Here is a 19,856-nt window from a genome sequence, read left to right on the forward strand (position 1 = left end):
CCGCACCCGAAGGAGCCATGCCGCACTGTCCGGAAGATTCAGGAATCAGGCGGCTCGTAGCCTTCCTCTTCGGTGCCGGGCTTTTGCTCCATGCGGTAGCTTTCGCTGGCCCAGGCACCAAGGTCGATTTTCTTGCACCGCTCGCTGCAGAACGGGCGGTAGGGGTTGGACGGCGCATAGACACTGTCGCCGCCGCATTGCGGGCAAACGACGATTTTCACGGGGTTGCCGTTGGGGGCGGGTGTCGATGCAGCCATGGCGATGTCAGGCGCAGAGGGTGAGCTGGAAATCGATGTCTGCCGGGTGCAGGGCCAGATGGCCTTCAACATCCTCGCGCATCATGCGCACGGCCACCATCAGGTGGTTGGCGCTGATTTCGGGCACCACCTTGCGATTCGGGTCGATGCTCAGACGCAGCAGCTGGAAATTGCGGTTTTGCGGCAGGTTCTGCTGGAACTGGCCGTTGGATGCACTCACGCGTTGCGTGTGCCCGCTGTTGCGCAGCAGGGAGAGCAGCATGCGGATGCTGTCTTCCACCGCCTTGAAGGCGCCGATCCAGCCCTTGAGGGCGTACTGGCGCTGGCTTTCAGGCAGGTGCAGCCAGGCGTGGTAGGCGGGCAGATCGAATTCGCAGGTGCCGCCTGGAATGGCGGCGCGGCTGCGGATGGTCATCAGCCAGTCGTTTTCCGTGATCGGTTGTCCGATCTTGCCGGTCATCTGCTCCAGCCGCAGAAAGCAGTCTTCTGCCGTGCGGATCATCTGGTTCAGCATGGATTCTTCCACCGCCGGATTGCCGCGGTAGCTGGCAAGGTGCTGCTTCTGGCGGTCCAGATCGCGCATGATCTCGCCCTTGAGGTCGGAGCGGCTGGAGACCTCGAGCAGCTCGAACAGCGTGACCAGTGCGAAGTGGTGGTCGAGTGCCGTGGTGCGGCCGGCGAGTTCGTTGAAACGGTCGAGCAGGCGCTCCATCCGCAGATAGGTGCGAATGCGTTCGTTGAAGGGGTATTCGAACAAGATCACGCGGCGTTTCCTTTGCAACCAATGATAAGGTGGAAATGGCGTGCCAGGGCCTCCACCTGTGCGCGCAGGCCTTCCAGCGTGGTGGTGGCGCCGTTCTGCACCACGGCATCGGCAATGGCGTGGCGCTGCTGGCGTGTAGCCTGGCTGGCGATGATGCCCTCCACCGCTTCGCGTGTGAGCTGGTTGCGCCGCATCACGCGCGCAATCTGCGTGTCTGTGTCGCAATCGACCACGATCACCTGCTGCAGGCGCTTGCGCCAGTGCGCCGATTCGGCCAGCAGGGGAATGTCGTACAGCACCATGCGCGCGCCTTGCTGCACGGCTTGCGCGGCGCTGGCGCGGATCTGCTGCAGCACCAGAGGGTGCACGATGGCCTCGAGTTGCCGCTTGGCATCGGGCTGTGCGAACACCAGTTCACGCATGGCGTTGCGGTCCAGTGCCCCGTCCGGCTGGATGAAGCGCTCCCCGAAGGTTTCGCGGATTGGCGTGATGGCGGCGCCTCCCGCTGCGGTGGTGGCGCGCGAAATGGCGTCGGCATCGATAAGGAATGCCCCGTGTTGCTGGAACAGCTCGGCCACCGTACTCTTGCCGCTGCCGATGCCACCTGTCAGGCCGATGTGCCAGGTCTGCATGTGTCTTGTCTCCCGCGTCTGCGGTTGGTTCTTGTGCAGACCGCCGTGCTGCGCGCCCTGCAGCCCGCTCGGGAACGAGCGGCGCATGTTGCAAATATAACTGCTTGCAGGGCCTATGCCAGCAGTTGAAACAGCCAGTTGCTGCCAATCGTCCAGCCGAGGGCGGCTCCAAGGGCGAGAAAGGGGCCGAATGGCAGCTGTCCGCTTGCATCCAGACGATTCCGGGCCTTCAAGGCCAGACCCACGATGAGCCCCACGATGGAAGCAAGCAGCAGCACCGGCAGCAAGGCCGGCCAGCCCAGCCAGGCACCGATGGCCGCAAGAAGCTTGAAGTCGCCATGCCCCATGCCTTCCTTGCCGGTGATGCGCAGGAAGACTTCATGTACCAGGCGCAGGCTGCCGTATCCGATGGTGGCGCCCCAGACGGCGTCTGCGAGGAGGGTGCCTGTCCATCCCATTGCGCTGGCAAGCAGGCCGCCCCAGAGCAGGGGCAGGGTGAGACTGTCAGGCAGGTAGGTGGTATCCCAGTCGATCAGCGCCAGGCTCAGCAAGGTGGCCGTGAAGCCGAACCAGGCGAGCGCTGGCCAGGTGAAGCCATAGCGCCAGACGCAGTAACCGGCCAGCAGGGCCGAAGCCAGCTCCACCAGCGGATAGCGGGAGGAAATCCGTGTCTGGCAATGGCTGCAGCGCCCACGCAGCCAGAGATAGCTGAGCACGGGGATGTTTTCGAACCAGCGCAGCGGGGTGCTGCAGGCCGGGCAATGCGAGGCTGGCAGCCAGAGATTGAAGCGGGGGCTTGTGGTTTTGGGAGGAGCGGTGTTTGTGCTTACGGCGTTGGTCGTTCCCTGCTCAATTCCGCGTTCAATTCCGCCCGGGAGGGCGGCGCCAGAATCTTGGACAACATCCTGCTGCATGTGCAGCCAGGCCAGATGGTCGGCATCCCAAGCCGCCTCCAGCATGCGCGGAAGGCGATGGATCAGCACGTTCAGAAAACTGCCCACAAGCAGGCCCAGCAGGGCTGCGACCAGGATGACAGGCCAGCCGGACGTCGTCATAGCGCCTGTCCCAGGCTGAACACGGGCAGGTACATCGCCAGCACCACGCCACCGACCAGCAGTCCGAGCACGACCATCAACAAGGGCTCCAGCAGGCTGGACAGGCCGCGTAAACCTTCGTCCAGTGCAGAGCCTTCATATTCGGCAACCTTGGCCAGCATGGCATCGAGCGCCCCGGATTCCTCGCCGATTTCGACCATCTGCACCACCAGCGGCGCAAACAGGGCTTGTGACTCCAGGGCATGAGAAAAGCGGCTGCCGCCGAGCAGGCTCTGAAGGATGCGCAGGCTGGCCTGTTCGAAGACCCGGTTGCCCGAGGCGCCGGCTACGGCGGGCAGTGCCTCCACCAGCGGAACACCGGCTGCAAACAGGGTCGCCAGCGTACGCGCCCAGCGCGCCGTGGCGGCCTTGTGCGCCAGCGGGCCAAGCAGGGGAAGGTGCAGCAGGAGGCGATCCATGGTGTGCTGCATTGTGGCATGACGGCGCAGCCTGCTGCGTAGCGCGAGGGTTCCGGTGACGAGGGCGAGCAGCAGCCACAGGCCATGCGCCTGCAGCCACCGGCTGGCTTCAATCACCAGCAGCGTCGGCCAGGGCAGGGCGGCACCGAGCGAAGCGAAGGTCTGTTCGAATGAAGGGATGACCCACAGCATCAGGGCCGCCACCACGCCGATGGCGACCAGCAGCACGGCCAAGGGATAGAGCAAGGCAGCCCGGATGCGTGCCTGCAGTGCTGTGGCCTGTTCCAGATCCTGGGCCAGCCGCGACAGCACCGTATCCAGCGTGCCGGACAGTTCTCCGGCTTCCACCACGCTGCAATACAGGGTGTCGAAATGGTGCGGATGCTGCCTCAGGGCCTGATGCAGGGCCTGACCCTGTTCCACCGCGTCGTGCACGGCTTGCAGGATGCCGGAAAAGAACGGCGAGCTGCTGCGGATGGCCAGATCCAGGCATTGCAGCAACGGTACGCCAGCGCGGTGCATGGTGGCGAGCTGGCGCGTGAATCGCGCAAGGGCGGCAGGGCTGGCTCGGCCTGCCATCCAGAATGGGGCCGGCTGTATACGGATGTGGTGCATGCCCTTGCGGAGCAGCCGCGTGCGCAACTCGGTGGCTGACCCTGCCTGCCATAGACCGCGCTGGCGCTGCCCACGCCGATCCAGCGCCTGCCAGCGAAAGCCGCGCATGTCGGAGCGCAAGCTTGCGGATGGCGTCACCTGCTCAGGCATGGGTGGCCGCCAGGACTTCTTCCAGCGAAGTGATGCCTTGCAGCACCTTGTCCAGCCCGGCCTGCCGCAAGGAGCGCAGCCCTTCGCTGGCGGCCTGCTGTTCCAGCGCCATCGATGAGGCATCGGCCAGCATCTGGCTGCGCATGGCATCACTGACCGGCATGACCTGGAAGATGCCGGTGCGGCCACGATACCCACTGCTGCAGGCCGGACAGCCGACCGGCCGGTAGGCAACTCGCGGACCATCGACGGCTTCGGGCGGAAACCCGGCAGCCAGTATCTGTTCCGGCGTGAGGGTGACGGGCTGGCGGCACTGCTCACACAGGCGTCGTACCAGCCGTTGCGCACTGATCAGGCTCAGGCTGGCAGCCAGGTGATAGGCCGCTACGCCCATGTGGCGCAGTCGCGTGATGGCAGAAGGAGCATCGTTGGTATGCAGCGTGGATAGCACCAGATGTCCGGTCTGCGCTGCCTTGAGTGCCATGTCCGCGGTTTCCAGATCGCGTATCTCTCCCACCATCAGGATGTCCGGATCCTGCCGCAGAAAGGCGCGCAGCGCGCTGGCATAGGTCAACCCGGCCTTCTCATGCACGTTGACCTGGTTGATGCCCGGTAGCGGGATCTCACAGGGATCCTCGACACTGGCGATGTTCACGCCGGGCTGGTTGAGGCGCTGCAGGCAGCTGTACAGCGACAGGGTCTTGCCGGAACCGGTAGGGCCCGTGACCAGCACCATGCCATGGGGGCGCGCAATCGCTTCTTCCAGAAGCATCTGGTCGCCGGCAGGGTAGCCGAGCGCCTCCATGTCCAGACCGACATGGGTGGCATCCAGCACGCGGATGACGACTTTTTCGCCAAACAGGGTGGGCAGCGTACTGACGCGCAGGTCGACCATGCGCTCGGGCCCCATGCTGAACTTGATGCGCCCGTCCTGGGGCAACCGGCGTTCGGAAATGTCCAGCCGCGCCAGCACCTTGATGCGGGCCACCAGCCGTTCACGCAAGGCCAGTGGCAGAGCCATTTTTTCCTGCAGCACGCCGTCGATGCGGAAGCGGACCCGGTAACGCTCCTCGTAGGGTTCGAAATGCAGGTCGGAACTGCGGAGCGCAATGGCCTGCTCCAGCAGTTCCTGCAGCAATGTCACTGCAGACGCGTCGTCGCTGTCTGCTCTGAAAGGCATGACGGCAGGGGCGAGCGAACGGGCAGCAAGGGACGGTGAGACCTGCATGAGGAAGATGATATAAAATGAAAGTATTAATTATAGTGCTGAAGATGCCTCGGCCGCTGACAAAACATGACAGGTACGTCGCCTCTGGTCCCGTAGAATTCCTGCATGCTTGAAGTGATCCTGATCCGTCACGGTGAAACCGATGCCAACCGTTCGCTGCGCTTCCAGGGGCATGCGGATATTCCGCTCAATGCCACCGGCCTGCTGCAGTCGGACCGGCTGGCGCGGGCGTTCCGCAACAACGGCATTCTTGAGCGTGTGGCTGCCAGCTACAGCAGCGATCTGCAACGTGCCGTGCAGACAGCGCAAACCTCGCTGCAGCAGACGCCGCACGCTGCGCCGGTGCTGCAGTCGGCCTTGCGCGAGCAGAGCTTTGGCGTGCTGGAAGGCCTGACCTTTGACGAGGCGCGCGCCAGCTACCCGAACGATGTGGAGAGCTGGATGCAGTTCAATGCCGACTACGCCTTGCCATCCGGCGAGAGCACACGCCAGTTCCATGACCGTGTCCTGGGTGCGCTCAACGACATTGCGCTTGCCCACAGGAACACCCCTGAAAACAGTTGCGTGCTGGTGTTCTCGCACGGCGGGGTGGTGGACATGGCCTGGCGTCACCTGACTGGCCAGCCGCTGTCCGGCCCGCGCACCTGCGAGATCCCCAACGTGGGCTTGAACCACATGCGCTGGGACGGGCGGCGTTTCCACCTGCAGGACTGGGCCGATGCGCGTCATGTCGCCGATCTGCCGGAACAGCCGCGTTACGACCAGCGCAAGCTGAGGGGACGCAATTAAGCGGCTGGTGCAACAGCGGCGTCGTGCGATATGTCACATACCGCGCACTATCGGCAATACAGGCGCTGGCTGGCCCCTTGCAATGGTATAAAAGATGTACGCTGCGGTGCAGCATGCACGCCCCTGTTCGGGCGATGAGGGAGAAAAAACATGATGGATCGTCGATCAGTACTGCTGTCGGGCCTGGCCTGGACGGTGGGCGCAGGTGCGCTGAGCCAGCAGGCGGGATGCGCCAAGGAGGCCAAACGTGACCTGACGCTGGGCATGGTGCTGGAGCCGCCGGGGCTGGATCCCACGGCTGGCGCTGCTTCCGCCATTGGCGAGATCACGCTCTACAACATCTACGAGACCCTGACCAAGATCCAGTCAGATGGCTCCGTGCAGCCGCTGCTGGCCGAAAAATGGGAAACGGCCGACCAGAAGACCTGGACCTTCCATCTGCGCAAGGACGCCAAATTCCACAATGGCGAGCCCTTCAACGCCGAAACTGTCAAGTTCGCCTTCGAGCGCGCGGCCGGTGAAAAGAGCACCAACAAGGACAAGCGCCTGTTCGCCAGCTTCAGCGGCATCAGCACGCCCGATGCACACACCGTGGTGCTGCAGGGCACCGAGCCCAATCCGGACCTGCCGTTTCTGCTCGGCCAGGCCACGGCGATCATCGTCGAGCCCAAGAGCGCTGGCAGCAACGCGACCGCGCCGGTCGGCACCGGCCCCTATGTGCTGGATCAGTGGCGCAAGGGCGCATCGCTGTCGGTGAAGAAATGGCCCGAGTACCGTGCAGCCGACAAGGTCGCCATCGACGGCGCGACCTTCCGTTTCATCTCCGACACCGCCGCCCAGGCCGCGGCGCTGCTGTCCGGCGATGTAGACCTGTTCGCGCGCGTGCAGGTGGCGCGCAGCCTGGATCAGTTCAAGAATGACCAGCGCTTCCAGGTGCTGGTGGGAGCCTCGCGCGCCAAGACCATTCTGGCCATGAACAACGGCCGCAAGCCGCTGGACGATGTGCGCGTGCGCCGCGCCATCTCCGCCGCCATCGACCGCAAGGGCGTGATCGATGGCGCCGCCGATGGTTTTGGCGTGCCCATCGGCAGCTACTATGTGCCGGGCGCCCTCGGGTATGTCGACACCACCGGCATCAACCCCTACGATCCGGAAAAGGCCAAGCTGCTGTTGCAGGAGGCGGGCGTCAAGGACCTGAAACTCACCATCAAGCTGCCGCCCACGCCGTATGCGCGCCAGGGTGGCGAGGTGATTGCCGCCATGCTGGCCAAGGTGGGCATCACGGCCAAGCTTGAAAACATCGAGTGGGCCCAGTGGCTGAGCAATGTCTATGGCCAGAAGGACTACGACATGACCATCATCAGCCATGTCGAACCCTTCGATTTCGGCAACTTCGCCAAGCCGGAGTACTACTGGAACTACCACTCCGAGGCGTTCGATGCCCTGTTTGCCAGCATCAACCAGACGGGAGAACCGGAGCAGCGCGCTCGCCAGCTGGCCGAAGCCCAGCGCCTGGTGGCATCGGATGCCGTCAGCGCCTATCTGTACCAGCCGCAGTGGATCACGGTGGGCAGCAGCAAGCTCAAGGGCGTGTGGAAGGATATGCCGGTGTTCGTGAACGATCTGTCGGCGCTGTCCTGGAGTTGACGACCCATCGTGCAGCAGCCCGGTGGCATCCACCTCACCGAGGCAGGCCGCCACTGGCCAGGGTAAGCCTCGACTGGCGCAGGTAAGGGGCCGCCACGGGCAAAGACACGCTGTTTACAGCAAGGGCGCAGCTGCCAGCAACTGGCGCGTATACGGGTGCTGCGGATCGGCAAACAGCTGATCCGTAGGCGCATATTCCACCACCTTGCCGCGGTACAGCACCGCAATCTGGTCGCACACGTGGTGCACCACGGCCAGATCGTGGCTGATCAGCATGAAGCTGATGCCGTGCTCCACCTGCAATTGCCGGATCAGGTTCAGGACCTGCGCCTGTACCGATACATCCAGCGCGCTCACCGGCTCATCGGCCACGATCAGCTTGGGCCGGCTGATCAGGGCACGGGCGATGGCAATGCGCTGGCGCTGGCCACCCGAGAACTCGTGCGGATACTTGTCCAGATCCGCTTCCTGCAGGCCAACGGCGTGCAGCGCCTCGATGGCCTGGGCACGCAGTGCGTCGTCGCTGGCTCCGGAGGTGTGCAGCGGCTCCGTCACGATCTGTTCGATATCCTGCCGCGGATCGAGCGAGGCATAGGGGTCCTGGAACACCATCTGGAAGTCGCGGCGCGCCCGCTGCAGCTCGCGTGCGGAGAGCGCATGCACATTGCGCCCCAGAATCTCCACCGTGCCGCTGGTAGGCTGATCCAGCGCCATGACCAGCTTGGCCAGCGTGCTCTTGCCGCTGCCGGATTCCCCCACGATGCCCAGGCTTTGTCCGGCCTGCAGGCTCAGCGTGACCCCATCCAGCGCCCGCGTGACGCGCGGCGGTACGAACAGGCTCTGCCGGCGCTGGCGGTAGTGGCGCTTGAGATCGGTAACCTGGAGCAGCGGCGTGGTCATGGGGTCAACTGCATGTGATAGCAACGGGCCAGATGTGGAGCAGCAGGCTCGGGGGCAGGATGATTGTCAAGCGCCACAGGTGGCACCTCGAAAGAAGGTGGCTCGGCCTGTCGGCAATCCTCCTGCACGAAATTGCAGCGGCTGGCAAAGCGGCAACCCGGAGGCGGAGTGAACATGTCCGGTACACGGCCCGGAATGGTCTGCAGCGGTGCTCCGCGGGGCGCGCCGATGCGCGGGCGGGCCGCCAGCAGGGCGCGTGTATAGGGATGCGCCATGCGCGCAAACACCTCGGCGGTGTTACCTGATTCGGCCACGGTGCCGGCGTACAGCACCATCATGCGCTGCACGTTGTGCGCAATCACCGCCAGGTCGTGGCTGATCAGGATCAGCGCCATGCCGCGTTCGGCCACGAGCTCGCGCAACAGGTTGAGGATCTGTGCCTGCACGGTCACGTCCAGCGCCGTGGTCGGCTCATCGGCAATCAGCACATCCGGATCGCAGGCGAGGGCGGCTGCAATCATGATGCGCTGGCGCTGTCCACCAGAAAACTGGTGCGGATAGTCATGCAGCCGGTCACGCGCATCGGGGATGCCCACGCGATCCAGCAGCTCGGCGGCATGCTCCAGTGCGGTGCGCCGGTCCATGTCGCGGTGCTGGCGCAGCGGCTCGGCTATCTGATCGCCGATGCGCTGCAGCGGGTCCAGCGCCGTCATCGGCTCCTGGAACACCATGCCCAGGTCATCACCACGCAGGGCGCACAGCGTCTTTTCGCTGGCACCGACCAGTTCCTGCCCGTTGAACACGATGCTGCCCTCGGCCCAGGCATTGCGCGGCAGCAGCCCCATCAGCGCCAGCATGGCCAGCGTCTTGCCGCTGCCGGATTCGCCGATCACGCCCAGGGTTTCGCCACGCTCCAGCGTAAAGCTCATGTTGCGCACGGCAGCGGCCACGCCGCGGTGAGTGCGCACCATCACGCTGAGGTTGTTGACTTCCAGCAGCGCCATCAGCGGCCTCCCTCGCTGATCTTGGGATCGAGCAGGTCACGCAGCGCATCGCCCAGGAAGTTGAGACCCAGCACCGTCAGTGCAATCGCCACGCCCGGATACACCGCCAGCATGGGATGGCTGAACATCAGCGTCTGGGCATCGGCCAGCATGCGGCCCCAGCTCGGCTGCGGTGGCTGCGTGCCCAGACCCAGATAGGACAGGGCGGCCTCGGCCAGAATGGCAATGGCGAACTGGATGCTGGCCTGCACGATCAGGATGGCCAGGATATTGGGCAGGATGTGTTCCCAGGTGATGCGCCAGCGGTTCTTGCCGCAGGCGCGTGCGGCCAGCACGAATTCGCGCGTCCACAGGGCGTTGGCGCCGGCCCGCGTCACGCGGATGAAAGTGGGAATGTTGAAGATCCCGATGGCGATCATGGCGTTGACCATGCCCGGACCCCATACGGCTGCCAGCATGATGGCGGTGAGAATGGCGGGGAAGGCGAAGGTGACGTCCGTCATGCGCAGGATCAGCTCTTCCATCCAGCCGCGCCGCGCGGCCGCCAGCAGGCCCAGCGCCGTGCCGATGAGCAGACCGATGCCCACGGCGATCAGCCCCACGAAAATCGAGCTGCGCGCGCCCACCAGCAACTGGGACACCACATCGCGCCCCATCACGTCCGTGCCCAGCCAGTGGCTGGTGCTCGGCGGCAGCAGCTTGCGATCCAACTGCATCTCCAGCGGCGGCCAGGGCGTCCACACATAGGACAGCAGGGCGGCCAGCACCAGCGCCAGCGTCAGCCCGCCGCCGATCCACAGGCCGGGATGGCGCCACGCACGGGCACGCAGGCGATTGACGCGCGGTGCACTGGCTGCGGTGTTCGCTGCAGCCGTCACGGAATCGGTGCTGGACGCGGTAGCAGGCGTGTTCACTGGCTGCTCCCTTCCCGATGCCGCAGGCGCGGATCGATGGCTGCATACAGCACGTCCACCACGAAGTTCACCACGATGACCATGGCCGCCAACAGCATCACGCAGTTGCGCACCACCACCAGGTCGCGGTTGGCAATGCTCTGGAAAATCAGCCGCCCGAGTCCGGGCAGGAAGAACACGTTCTCCACCACGATGGTGCCGGCCAGGAGGTTGGCAAACTGCAGCCCCATCACGGTCAGCACGGGAATCATGGCGTTGCGCAGCACGTGTCGCCATAGCGTGGCGCGCTCGCTCAGGCCGCGGGCGCGCGCAGTGCGCACAAAATCTTCCTGCATCACTTCCAGCACGGAGGAGCGTGTGATGCGCGCCAGGATGGCCGTCTGTACCACCGCCAGCGCGATGGCCGGCAGCAGCAGGCTCTGCAGCCCGCTCCAGAATCCCGCGCGCCAGCCATCAAAGCCGCCCGCGCTGAACCACTGCAGCTGCACGGAAAACACCAGAATCAGCACAATGGCAAACCAGAAATTGGGCACGGCCATGCCGATCTGGCTGATGCCCATCACGGCGATATCGGCCGGCTTGTTGTGGCGCGAAGCGGCATAGATGCCGATGACTAGAGCCAGCACGCTGGTGATCAGCATGGCGAACACCGCCAGCGGAATGGTCAGCGCCAGCCGCTCGGCAATCAGCGGCCAGACGGGGCTGCTGTAGGCGTGGCTGATGCCCATGTCTCCCTGCAGCAGGCCGCCAGCCCAATCCAGATAGCGTGTATGCACGGGCAGGTGCAAGCCCAACTGCCGCGAGAGTTCAGCCACGGCCTCGGGGCTCGCGTCCGGGCCCAGCATCACCTGGGCCGCATTGCCGGGCAGCACCTCCAGCACGCCAAACACCACGATCGATGTGAACAGCAGGGTCAACAGCAGACTGAGCAGGCGTTTGGCGAGATACAGACCCATGAGGCAGAAATGGATACGAAGGGCAGATGGCGGCCGGAAGCCGCACACTTGCGATAATAGCGGCGTTTTGTCCTTCGACCGAAGGATGCGCTGAAAGGAAGGACCGGCTACCGTGGCACTGATCATCACTGACGACTGCATCAACTGCGATGTGTGCGAACCCGAGTGCCCGAACGAAGCCATCTACCTTGGCGAGCACATCTACGAGATCAATCCGGACAAGTGCACCGAATGCGTCGGACACTTTGACGAGCCCCAGTGTGTGCAGCTCTGTCCGGTGGCCTGCATACCCGTGGATCCTCAGCGCGTGGAAACACGGGAACAGCTGATGCAGAAGTACGAGCGCCTGCAGCAGGAAGCGCTGGGAAACAACTCCTGAGCGGGAGACTTCGGGGTTAAAGGTGGTGGGTGCGGGCGCTTGCACAGGACTCTGGCGCGGCGCACCTTTGGAGGGACGCTCTCCGAAAAGCTGCGCAGGTAGCGCCAACCTCAGGGCGCCGTGTGGATATCCTTGGTTGCCTTCACCATGTCTCCCGCCAGCAGGTCGGGCAGGGCGCGCAGGCTGTGGTCGATGGCCTGCTCGATGGCGATGCGGTGGTCCATGGAGGGCTTCTTGAGTACCCAGTTCACCACTTCCGACTTGACGCCGGGATGGCCGATGCCCAGGCGCAGGCGCCAGTAATCGGGCGTGCCCAGTTGGGCATGGATGTCGCGCAAGCCGTTGTGTCCTGCGTGCCCGCCACCTTTCTTGAGCTTGACTTGACCCGGCTCCAGATCCAGTTCGTCATGCACGACGAGGATGTTCTCCGAAGGAATCTTGAAGAAGCGTGCCAGCGCGCCCACGGCCTGGCCGGAACGGTTCATGAAGGTCTGCGGCAGCATCACCCACACAGGGTGGCCAGCGACGTTCGTTCGTCCGACCTGAGCAAAATAGCTGCGTTCATGGTTGAGCATGATGCCCAGTTTGCGTGCGGCCGCTTCGGCCCACCAGAAACCGGCGTTGTGGCGGGTGGCTTCGTATTCCGGGCCGGGGTTGCCCAGGCCGACGATCAGTTGAATCATGGCGAGATAGTGTAAGTGCAGGACATGAAAAAGCCCACCGAAGTGGGCTTCTTGCAGACGATGCAGTCCGGAATTACTCGGCTGCGGGCTCTTCGCCTTCGGCAGCTTCCTCGTCGGCAGCAGCACCCTTCGGAGCCACCACGCTGGCCAGCACCGGGTCTTCTTCGCCGTGAGCGATGGCTTCCACGCCCTTGGGCAGCTGGATCTGGCTCAGCTTGACCACGTCGCCCTTGACAACCTTGCTCAGGTCCACTTCGATGAACTCGGGCAGGTCGGCCGGCAGGCAGCTGACTTCCAGTTCGGTCACGATGTAGGCAACCATGCACTGCTCCAGCTTGACGGCCGGGGAGTCGTTTTCACCCAGGAAGTGCAGCGGCACCTTGAAGTGCAGTTTTTCGGTGGCGGACACGCGCTGGAAATCCACGTGCAGCACTTGCTGCTTGTAGGGGTGGTACTGCACGTCACGCAGCACGACCTGGCTGGTCTTGCCGGCCACTTCCAGTTGCAGGACGGAAGAGTGGAACGCTTCCTTCTTCAGGGCGTGCCACAGGGCGTTGTGATCCAGCTCGATCAGCTGGGGTTCGGCGGTGCCACCGTAGATGATACCGGGGGCCTTGCCAGCATTGCGCAGGCGGCGGCTCGCACCCGTACCTTGCTTGGCGCGCTCAAAAGCGACGACTTTCATGGGTTTTCTCCATTGGGGGTACCACCGCGACCAGTGTGTACCCAGGTTGTAAAAGTGCACCGGACATCCGGTGCACCCGATTGGTTCCGGAGTGGAATTACTCCGAGAACATGCTCATGACCGACTCGCCGTGGGCAATGCGCGTGATCGTCTCGGCGATCAGCGGGGCCACGGAGAGCTGGCGAATGCGTTTGCACTGCTGCGCCTGGGGCGACAGCGGAATGGTATTGGTCACGACGACCTCGTCCAGGGCCGTGCCCTGGGCGATACGTTCGATGGCGGGGCCACTGAACACGGGGTGCGTGCAGTAGGCGTACACGTTCTTGGCGCCGCGCTCCTTGAGCACTTCGGCGGCCTTCACCAGCGTGCCGGCGGTGTCGATCATGTCATCCATCACCACGCAGTTGCGGCCTTCGATGTCACCGATGATGTTCATCACTTCGCTGACGTTGGCCTTGGGACGGCGCTTGTCGATGATGGCCAGATCGCAGCCCAGCTGCTTGGCCAGGGCGCGCGCACGCACCACGCCGCCAACGTCGGGGGAGACCACGATCAGGTCTTCGTAGTTCTTCTGGCGCAGGTCGCCCAGCAGCACCGGAGACGCGTAGATGTTGTCCACCGGAATGTCGAAGAAGCCCTGGATCTGGTCGGCGTGCAGGTCCATGGTCAGCACGCGGTGCACACCCACGGTCTGCAGCAGGTTGGCCACGACCTTGGCGGAAATCGGCACGCGGGTGGAACGCGGGCGGCGATCCTGGCGGGCGTAGCCGAAGTAGGGGATGACTGCCGTGATGCGCTCGGCCGATGCACGCTTGAGGGCATCAACCATGATGAGCAGTTCCATCAGGTTTTCGTTGGTGGGGGCGCAGGTGGGCTGGACGATGAACACGTCGCGGGCGCGCACGTTCTGCTTGATCTCGACGGTCACTTCACCATCGGAGAAGCGGCCGACCTGCACATCACCCAGGGCGGTGCCGAGGGACTTGACGATTTCTTCCGCCAGGCTGGGGTTGGCGTTACCGGTGAAGACGAGGAAATCGGAATCGAAGTTTTGCATGTCAGCTTCCGGCAATACAAAAGGCCATCAACAGTGGAAACACGATGATGGCCGATTTTATTCTGGGTGGTGAGAACAATGAGTTTGGCAGGGGAGGAAGGATTCGAACCCTCGCATGCCGGAATCAAAATCCGGTGCCTTAACCGACTTGGCTACTCCCCTACACACGCCAACTGCTGCAAGCAACCAGCGTTTGTGCGTTTCGTTAAGCTCTCCATTGTAGCAGAGGATGGAGGCCCAAATTGCTGCAGATTCTGATTTTCCAGTTTTTTTCTGGGGCCGACTGTTGCAATTTGTCGGCATCAGGAAAACCTGCGGGCAATTGTGCAAACACCGCACTGCCTGAACCGGTCATGCGTGCCTGGAGTCCTTGCTGATCGAGCCATTGAATGGCCTGGGTGATCGGTGGGCAAAGCCTTTCGGCGACCGGTTGCAGGTCGTTGTGTCCATAGTGAAACGGGTCAGCGTCTGCAACGAAAGCCGAGAGTGTAGCAGGTTTTGTGTCGCGTTTCAGCTCGGGTGAAGAAAAAATCGGGCCGGTGGGAACGCCCTGGTCCGGCTTGACGACCACCCACTGTGCGGAAGGCAATTCGACTGCCTGCAGCTGCTCGCCAATGCCTTCGGCCCAGGCGTTGCGGCCGAACAGGAAGAAGGGCACGTCGGCACCCAGTTCCAGTCCGATGGCAGCCAGCTGTTCCTGCGACAGCTGCAGGTTCCACAGGCGGTTGAGCGCCATCAGGCAGGTGGCGGCATCGGACGAGCCACCGCCCATGCCGGCTTCGGCCGGTATCTGCTTGCGCAGGTGGATGTGGGCGCCCAGTGTGCAGCCCGTGGCCTGCTGCAGCTTGCGCGCGGCACGCACGCACAGGTCTTCGGGCGGTAGCGGCACGTCGCTGTCTTCGCTGCGCGTGATGGCACCATCGGTACGCAGGGTGAAATCGAGCGAATCCTGCCAGTCGATCAGCATGAAGACGGACTGCAGCAGGTGATAGCCATTGTCCTGGCGTCCCACCACATGCAGGAACAGGTTGAGCTTGGCGGGGGCGGGGAGATTGTGGAACGCGGTATCGGCCATGAAAGGATATCAGGCGGGGTTCTGGTCCAGCACCACCTGCAGGCGTGCCGTGGGCAGGGGTTGCAGACGGCGTGCGCTGATGCGGCCTTCGGGCTGGCGGCTCAGGTCGGGTTGCCAGCCGGAAACACTGGTGCTGCGGCCGGCGAGCCAGTCGAACAGGGCGGTGACCGGTACGTTGGCCCCGGTCAGGTCCACGATCAGGTCATCCAGCGACGGGTATTCGCGTGCCATCTTGCCTTGCTGCGCAATGGCCTCGCCCGGTGACCAGCGCACTTGCGCAATGGTGCTGCCGAGCGGGCTGTACAGGTCGAGCGTGCCCTGGCGCGGCGTGCCCTTGAGCAAAAAGCCTGCAAAGAAGGATTGCGGCGGTTCCTGATCCACCGTAAGGGACAGGCGGCCACTCCAGGTGGAAGCGGCAACATCCGGCTCGACAGGACGCGGCGGGGTGGCACAGCCGGCCAGCGTGGCACCGATCAGGGACAGGGAGAGCAGGCTGGCGGCCTGGCGACGGTTGAGACCTTGGGATGTGTTCATGAATGAGGCAGTAGTTGTCGGGGGGCGCAGGCTACAGTGTCAGGGCGCAGGTTTTACGCCGAACTCCTGCATGGTGCGCAGCAGGACCTTGTCCTTGGCGTCCAGCTTCAGGCCTTCTTGCCAGATGCTGCGGGCCTTGTCCTGCTCGCCCAGTTTCCAGAGCACTTCGCCCAGATGGGCGGCGATTTCGGCATTGGGTTCGTTGTCGAAGGCCATTTCCAGCCAGCGGCGTGCTTCCTTGTGGCGGCCCAGCTTGTATTCGGCCCAGCCCATGCTGTCCTGCACGGCTCCGCTGTTGGGCATGAGTTCCAGCGCGCGCGCAATGAGCTTGCGGGCTTCTTCCAGGCGTTCGCCGCGTTCGACCAGCGAGTAGCCCAGGGCGTTGTAGGCAGCGGGGGTGTCCGGATTCAGGGCGATGACCTTGCGCAGGTCGGCTTCGGCTCCGGCTTTCTCTCCCAGGCGCTCGCGGATCATGCCGCGGGCATAGAGCAGTTCGGCGTTGTCGGCGTCTTCGGCAAGAGCGGTGCTCAGCGTTTTTGCGGCCGGGGCCAGTTTGCCGGCCGTTTCCAGGATCTGGCCCTGCACCAGCGCCTTGAGCGATCGCTCCTTGACGCTATCGCCCGGCAGCGCATTGACCAGTTGCAGCGCCTGTTCCGCTTTGCCCTGGTTGTTGAGCGACTCGGCGCGCTGCAGGATGGCAGCATTGCGTGCCGTGGGCGACTGGATGCGCTTGAGCCAGTTGGCTGCTGCCGTGGCGTCGTTGCGCTGGTCTGCGATCTCGGCCAGCATCAGATAGGCTTGCACATCGCTGCCGGCAGACACCATTCCCAGCAGGGAAGGGGCCTCGCCCTGGGGTGTCACGCTGTCTTCGGTGGTGCGAAGCTTCAGGTAGCGCTGCAGCGAAGTTTCTGCCGCCTTGTATTGCTTGTTCTGCAACTGCACGCCGCCCTGCAGCAGCCAGCCCATGGCGTAGTCGGGATGGGTGCGCAGCAGGTCGTGCAACTGTGTCAGGCTGTCGTCGTAACGGCGCGATTCGATCAGCACCTTGGCGTAGCTGATGCGCAGCTCCTGCGAGGCGTTTGGCTGACGTACCGCCTGGCGCACGAAGTCTTCTGCATGGCTGGCGACATAGGGCGAGCCGGTACGGGCCAGGCGCATCAGGTCGAGGGCGACGAGGGCGGGCAGCTCGTGGTTGGGCAGCACAGTGCCCAGCCGCTCCGACGGAACCGATGCCGCACGGGCGCGTTCGAGCGATTCCATGACCTGGGCGTATTGGCGCGCCAACAGCTGCATGCGCGCGAGGCTGATGTTGGTGACAAATGCGGTGTCGGGCTGGTTGGCCCATTTGCGCAGCACGGGTTCAACGGCGCGCAGGGCGAGCTCCTGGTTGTGGATTTCCCCGTACAGCACGGGGGTGGCGTGGATCAGCTTGAGGCGGCGTTCGGGCGTGGCATTGGCCAGCGCCTGGGACAGCGGCTCGGAGGTCTGGTCGATGCGGCCGAGCAGCAGCAGGATCTGCAGGTGGTAGTTGCTGGCCTCCGAATCGGAAGGCTTGAGCTTTTGCCAGGCCTGCACGGCACGCAGGGCGGCATCGGGCGAGCGGGCCTGGATGGCCACTTCGGCCGCGCGGGCATAAAGGCGTACATCGCCACTGCGACGCGCCGCTTCCATCAGGTAGGCATAGGACTTGCCCGGCTCCCGGCGCTGGTAATACAGCTCGCCCACCAGCGCATCGTACAGCGCGGTGGAGTTGAGGATGATGGTGTCCAGGGCCGCCTCTTCGCTGATCCTGCGGGAAGCATCGATTTTCGTGCTGCTGCTTTCGGGCGACAGGGCGGCCGGCCGCGCCGGAGCAGCTGCAACCGGCTGGCTGGAAAGCGTTGCCAGGCCAAGGGCCAGGCTGAGGGCAAAAGGCGAGAGGCGCAAGGTGGTGTCCTGAAAGTAAGCTCTGCCGCTTTCCCCTGCGGGAGAGACGGGCGACTGTCCCCATGGATAATAAAGGAACTTGGGCGCAAGGCTTCCTTGGGAGGGGATGCGTCCGTATGCAGTTGCAACCGCGAACGTGTGTGCCAAGGAGTTTTCTTGCCTGAATTGCCAGAAGTCGAAGTTACCCGCCGCAGCTTTGTCGACCGTATCCGCGGCGCACGCGTTGCCGGCGTGCATCTGGGCAAGCCGCTGCGCTGGCCGCTGGGCGCCGAGCCCGAGGTGCTGCTGGGCCAGGAAGTGCAGGACGTGCGGCGGCGTGGCAAGTACCTGCTGCTCGACATGAACAGCGGGCTGCTGATGGTGCATCTGGGCATGTCGGGCAGCCTGCGTTTCGATGCCATGCTGCCCCCTCCTGGCGTGCACGACCATTTCGAGATGGACACCAGCCTGGGCCTGTTGCGCCTGAATGATCCGCGCCGCTTCGGTGCGGTCATGTATATGCAGGGCGAAACCGATCCGCGTGCACAGAAGCTGCTCGCGCACCTGGGCGCAGAGCCGCTGGGAGATGCGTTTGACCTGCCGTATTTTGCTGCCGGCCTGAAAACGCGCAGCGCCCCGATCAAGCAGGTGCTGCTGGCGGGGGATGTGGTGGTGGGTGTGGGCAATATCTATGCGTCCGAGGCGCTGTTCCGAGCCCGTATCGATCCGACGACTCCGGCGCGTGCGCTGACCCGGCCGCAGGTCGAGCGCCTGTGGGCGGCGATACGCCACATCATCCAGTGGGCGATTGACGAGGGCGGCAGCACCTTGCGCGATTTTTCCAGTGCGGAGGGGCGCAACGGTTATTTCCAGCTGCAGGCCATGGTGTATGACCGCGCCGGTCAGCCCTGCCGCGAATGTGGTACGCCGATCCGCATGTTACGGCAGGGGCAACGATCCACCTACGTATGCCCACGCTGCCAGAAAATGCCGGCTTCCCGGTTCAAGGAAGCGTGAATGGCCCGTACGCAAGGTAGTGCGGATCCGGGTCCGGCACAGGTTTCCGATGGGATCCGCACGGTATTTTTTGGCCGTCTGGTGCAATGGCAGCGCGGCCATGGCCGCCACGATTTGCCTTGGCAGCAGACACGGGATCCTTACCGGGTCTGGCTGTCGGAAGTGATGCTGCAGCAGACGCAGGTGGTGACGGTGCTGGGCTATTACGCGCGTTTTCTGGAGGCATTTCCGGATGTGCGGGCGCTGGCGCAGGCGCATCAGGATGAGGTGTTGGCCTTGTGGGCCGGCCTGGGGTATTACAGTCGTGCGCGCAACCTGTTGCGCTGTGCCCAGCAGGTGTGCAGTGTCCATGGGGGCGAGTTCCCACGCAGCAGTACCGAGCTGGCCACCTTGCCCGGAATCGGTCCGTCCACGGCGGCGGCGATTGCGGCGTTCTGTTTCGGTGAACGTAGCTCGATTCTGGATGCCAACGTGCAGCGGGTGCTCAGCCGTGTGCTCGGATTCGGCGAGGATCTGTCCGGGGTGCGACACGTTCGTACGCTGTGGCAGATGGCAAACAGCCTGATTCCCGAGGATGCGACGCCCGAGGCCATGGCCGCCTACACGCAGGGCCTGATGGATCTGGGCGCGACTGTCTGCACGCCGCGCCAGCCGGCCTGTACGGCATGCCCGATGCGGGGCGTGTGCGTGGCCGAACAACAGGGCACGCCGCTGGCGTATCCGGTCCGCAGCAGCAAGCTCAAGCGGACGGCGGAGAACTGGTGGATGCTGGTATTGCGCTCCCGTGAAGGCCTCTGGCTGCAACGTCGGCCGCAACAGGGAATCTGGGCCGGTCTGCATTGCCTGCCATTGTTCTCAAGCGAAGAGGCATTGCGCGCCGCGATCCCGCATCATGCAGGCCGGTTGCAGCATCAGCCGATGTTCAAGCATGTGCTGACCCACAAGGATCTGTATCTGCATCCGGTGGTATTCGATCTCGCCGATGAGGCCTTGATGGCATTCGGCAACGACGACAGGCAGGAGGTGCTGGAAGGCGGCTGGACGGAGGACTCCCGCCGTATGGGTTTGCCCGCTCCGGTACGGAAATGGCTGGACGCACAGGGGACTTCCGGACAGCCAGCAACGCGGGAACTCTGGGACTGACGCGGCCTGC

General features: G+C 64.1%; 20 protein-coding genes, 1 tRNA gene and 1 pseudogene. 5 read left to right on the forward strand and 17 right to left on the reverse strand.

Going from position 1 to position 19,856, the window contains the following annotated elements; all coding sequences use genetic code 11:
• Window positions 1–38 precede the first annotated feature (38 nt).
• From BMW28_RS04815 to BMW28_RS04840, 6 genes and pseudogenes are all read right to left on the reverse strand, one after another.
• Window positions 39–257, reverse strand: a complete 219-nt coding sequence (locus tag BMW28_RS04815) for a DNA gyrase inhibitor YacG (RefSeq protein ID WP_091814500.1) — start codon at window positions 255–257, stop codon at window positions 39–41.
• A 7-nt stretch (window positions 258–264) separates the two neighbouring features.
• The gene (gene zapD / locus BMW28_RS04820; protein WP_091814503.1) at window positions 265–1,020 is read right to left on the reverse strand and encodes a cell division protein ZapD; all 756 of its coding nucleotides are present in this window, start codon (window positions 1,018–1,020) and stop codon (window positions 265–267) included.
• Window positions 1,017–1,652 (reverse strand): dephospho-CoA kinase, encoded by a 636-nt coding sequence (gene coaE, locus BMW28_RS04825; protein WP_091815523.1) that lies wholly within the window; start codon window positions 1,650–1,652, stop codon window positions 1,017–1,019. Before coaE ends, zapD begins: the two co-directional genes overlap by 4 nt.
• 113 nt (window positions 1,653–1,765) lie before the next feature.
• The gene (locus tag BMW28_RS04830) at window positions 1,766–2,707 is read right to left on the reverse strand and encodes a prepilin peptidase (RefSeq protein ID WP_091814506.1); all 942 of its coding nucleotides are present in this window, start codon (window positions 2,705–2,707) and stop codon (window positions 1,766–1,768) included.
• On the reverse strand, window positions 2,704–3,930 hold the full coding sequence (locus BMW28_RS04835) for a type II secretion system F family protein (RefSeq protein WP_091814509.1): 1,227 nt from the start codon (window positions 3,928–3,930) through the stop codon (window positions 2,704–2,706). The genes BMW28_RS04830 and BMW28_RS04835 overlap by 4 nt, the downstream gene beginning before the upstream one ends.
• Window positions 3,923–5,098 (reverse strand): annotated as a pseudogene (locus BMW28_RS04840) (GspE/PulE family protein); the annotation flags it as partial. The pseudogene BMW28_RS04840 and the gene BMW28_RS04835, both read right to left, overlap by 8 nt.
• 165 nt (window positions 5,099–5,263) lie before the next feature.
• Between BMW28_RS04840 and BMW28_RS04845 the strand changes: the two are divergent.
• Both BMW28_RS04845 and BMW28_RS04850 read left to right on the forward strand, forming a co-directional pair.
• Window positions 5,264–5,947, forward strand: coding sequence for a histidine phosphatase family protein (locus tag BMW28_RS04845; protein ID WP_091814514.1), 684 nt, complete (start codon window positions 5,264–5,266; stop codon window positions 5,945–5,947).
• Between the two features lie 150 nt (window positions 5,948–6,097).
• Window positions 6,098–7,594: an ABC transporter substrate-binding protein gene (locus BMW28_RS04850; RefSeq protein WP_091814517.1), complete on the forward strand. Its 1,497-nt coding sequence runs from the start codon at window positions 6,098–6,100 to the stop codon at window positions 7,592–7,594.
• Window positions 7,595–7,708: 114 nt separating this feature from the next.
• Here BMW28_RS04850 and BMW28_RS04855 read toward each other — a convergent pair whose 3' ends face one another.
• The 4 genes from BMW28_RS04855 to BMW28_RS04870 form a co-directional block, all read right to left on the reverse strand.
• Window positions 7,709–8,494 (reverse strand): ATP-binding cassette domain-containing protein, encoded by a 786-nt coding sequence (locus tag BMW28_RS04855; RefSeq protein ID WP_091814520.1) that lies wholly within the window; start codon window positions 8,492–8,494, stop codon window positions 7,709–7,711.
• Window positions 8,491–9,498, reverse strand: coding sequence for an ABC transporter ATP-binding protein (locus BMW28_RS04860; protein WP_091814523.1), 1,008 nt, complete (start codon window positions 9,496–9,498; stop codon window positions 8,491–8,493). Before BMW28_RS04860 ends, BMW28_RS04855 begins: the two co-directional genes overlap by 4 nt.
• Window positions 9,498–10,328: an ABC transporter permease gene (locus BMW28_RS04865; RefSeq protein ID WP_234970037.1), complete on the reverse strand. Its 831-nt coding sequence runs from the start codon at window positions 10,326–10,328 to the stop codon at window positions 9,498–9,500. Before BMW28_RS04865 ends, BMW28_RS04860 begins: the two co-directional genes overlap by 1 nt.
• A gap of 80 nt (window positions 10,329–10,408) precedes the next feature.
• Window positions 10,409–11,368: an ABC transporter permease gene (locus BMW28_RS04870; protein WP_091814528.1), complete on the reverse strand. Its 960-nt coding sequence runs from the start codon at window positions 11,366–11,368 to the stop codon at window positions 10,409–10,411.
• Between the two features lie 112 nt (window positions 11,369–11,480).
• Here BMW28_RS04870 and BMW28_RS04875 point away from each other — a divergent pair, with 112 nt between their 5' ends.
• Complete coding sequence (locus BMW28_RS04875) at window positions 11,481–11,747, forward strand: YfhL family 4Fe-4S dicluster ferredoxin (RefSeq protein ID WP_091814529.1); 267 nt, start codon at window positions 11,481–11,483, stop codon at window positions 11,745–11,747.
• Window positions 11,748–11,857: 110 nt separating this feature from the next.
• On the opposite strand, the gene pth is transcribed toward BMW28_RS04875, so the two are convergent.
• From pth to BMW28_RS04910, 7 genes are all read right to left on the reverse strand, one after another.
• Entirely contained in the window at window positions 11,858–12,430 is a 573-nt protein-coding gene (gene pth, locus BMW28_RS04880; RefSeq protein WP_091814532.1) for an aminoacyl-tRNA hydrolase, read from the reverse strand.
• A 73-nt stretch (window positions 12,431–12,503) separates the two neighbouring features.
• Window positions 12,504–13,115 (reverse strand): 50S ribosomal protein L25/general stress protein Ctc, encoded by a 612-nt coding sequence (locus tag BMW28_RS04885; RefSeq protein WP_091814535.1) that lies wholly within the window; start codon window positions 13,113–13,115, stop codon window positions 12,504–12,506.
• Between the two features lie 97 nt (window positions 13,116–13,212).
• Entirely contained in the window at window positions 13,213–14,172 is a 960-nt protein-coding gene (locus BMW28_RS04890) for a ribose-phosphate pyrophosphokinase (RefSeq protein WP_091815524.1), read from the reverse strand.
• 85 nt (window positions 14,173–14,257) lie between these two features.
• Window positions 14,258–14,334, reverse strand: a tRNA-Gln gene (locus BMW28_RS04895).
• A gap of 43 nt (window positions 14,335–14,377) precedes the next feature.
• Window positions 14,378–15,247: a 4-(cytidine 5'-diphospho)-2-C-methyl-D-erythritol kinase gene (gene ispE, locus BMW28_RS04900; protein WP_091814538.1), complete on the reverse strand. Its 870-nt coding sequence runs from the start codon at window positions 15,245–15,247 to the stop codon at window positions 14,378–14,380.
• 9 nt (window positions 15,248–15,256) lie between these two features.
• The gene (locus BMW28_RS04905; RefSeq protein WP_091814540.1) at window positions 15,257–15,781 is read right to left on the reverse strand and encodes a lipoprotein insertase outer membrane protein LolB; all 525 of its coding nucleotides are present in this window, start codon (window positions 15,779–15,781) and stop codon (window positions 15,257–15,259) included.
• A 39-nt stretch (window positions 15,782–15,820) separates the two neighbouring features.
• Window positions 15,821–17,707: a tetratricopeptide repeat protein gene (locus BMW28_RS04910; protein ID WP_091814544.1), complete on the reverse strand. Its 1,887-nt coding sequence runs from the start codon at window positions 17,705–17,707 to the stop codon at window positions 15,821–15,823.
• 156 nt (window positions 17,708–17,863) lie between these two features.
• On the opposite strand from BMW28_RS04910, the gene mutM reads away from it, so the two are divergent.
• The gene (gene mutM / locus BMW28_RS04915) at window positions 17,864–18,703 is read left to right on the forward strand and encodes a bifunctional DNA-formamidopyrimidine glycosylase/DNA-(apurinic or apyrimidinic site) lyase (protein ID WP_091814547.1); all 840 of its coding nucleotides are present in this window, start codon (window positions 17,864–17,866) and stop codon (window positions 18,701–18,703) included.
• Window positions 18,704–18,781: 78 nt separating this feature from the next.
• Window positions 18,782–19,846, forward strand: coding sequence for an A/G-specific adenine glycosylase (gene mutY, locus BMW28_RS04920; protein WP_234970038.1), 1,065 nt, complete (start codon window positions 18,782–18,784; stop codon window positions 19,844–19,846).
• The last annotated feature ends 10 nt before the right edge of the window (window positions 19,847–19,856 follow it).

The organism is Allobrachymonas denitrificans DSM 15123 (assembly GCF_900110225.1).
GTDB classification, from domain to species: Bacteria; Pseudomonadota; Gammaproteobacteria; order Burkholderiales; family Burkholderiaceae_C; genus Brachymonas; species Brachymonas denitrificans.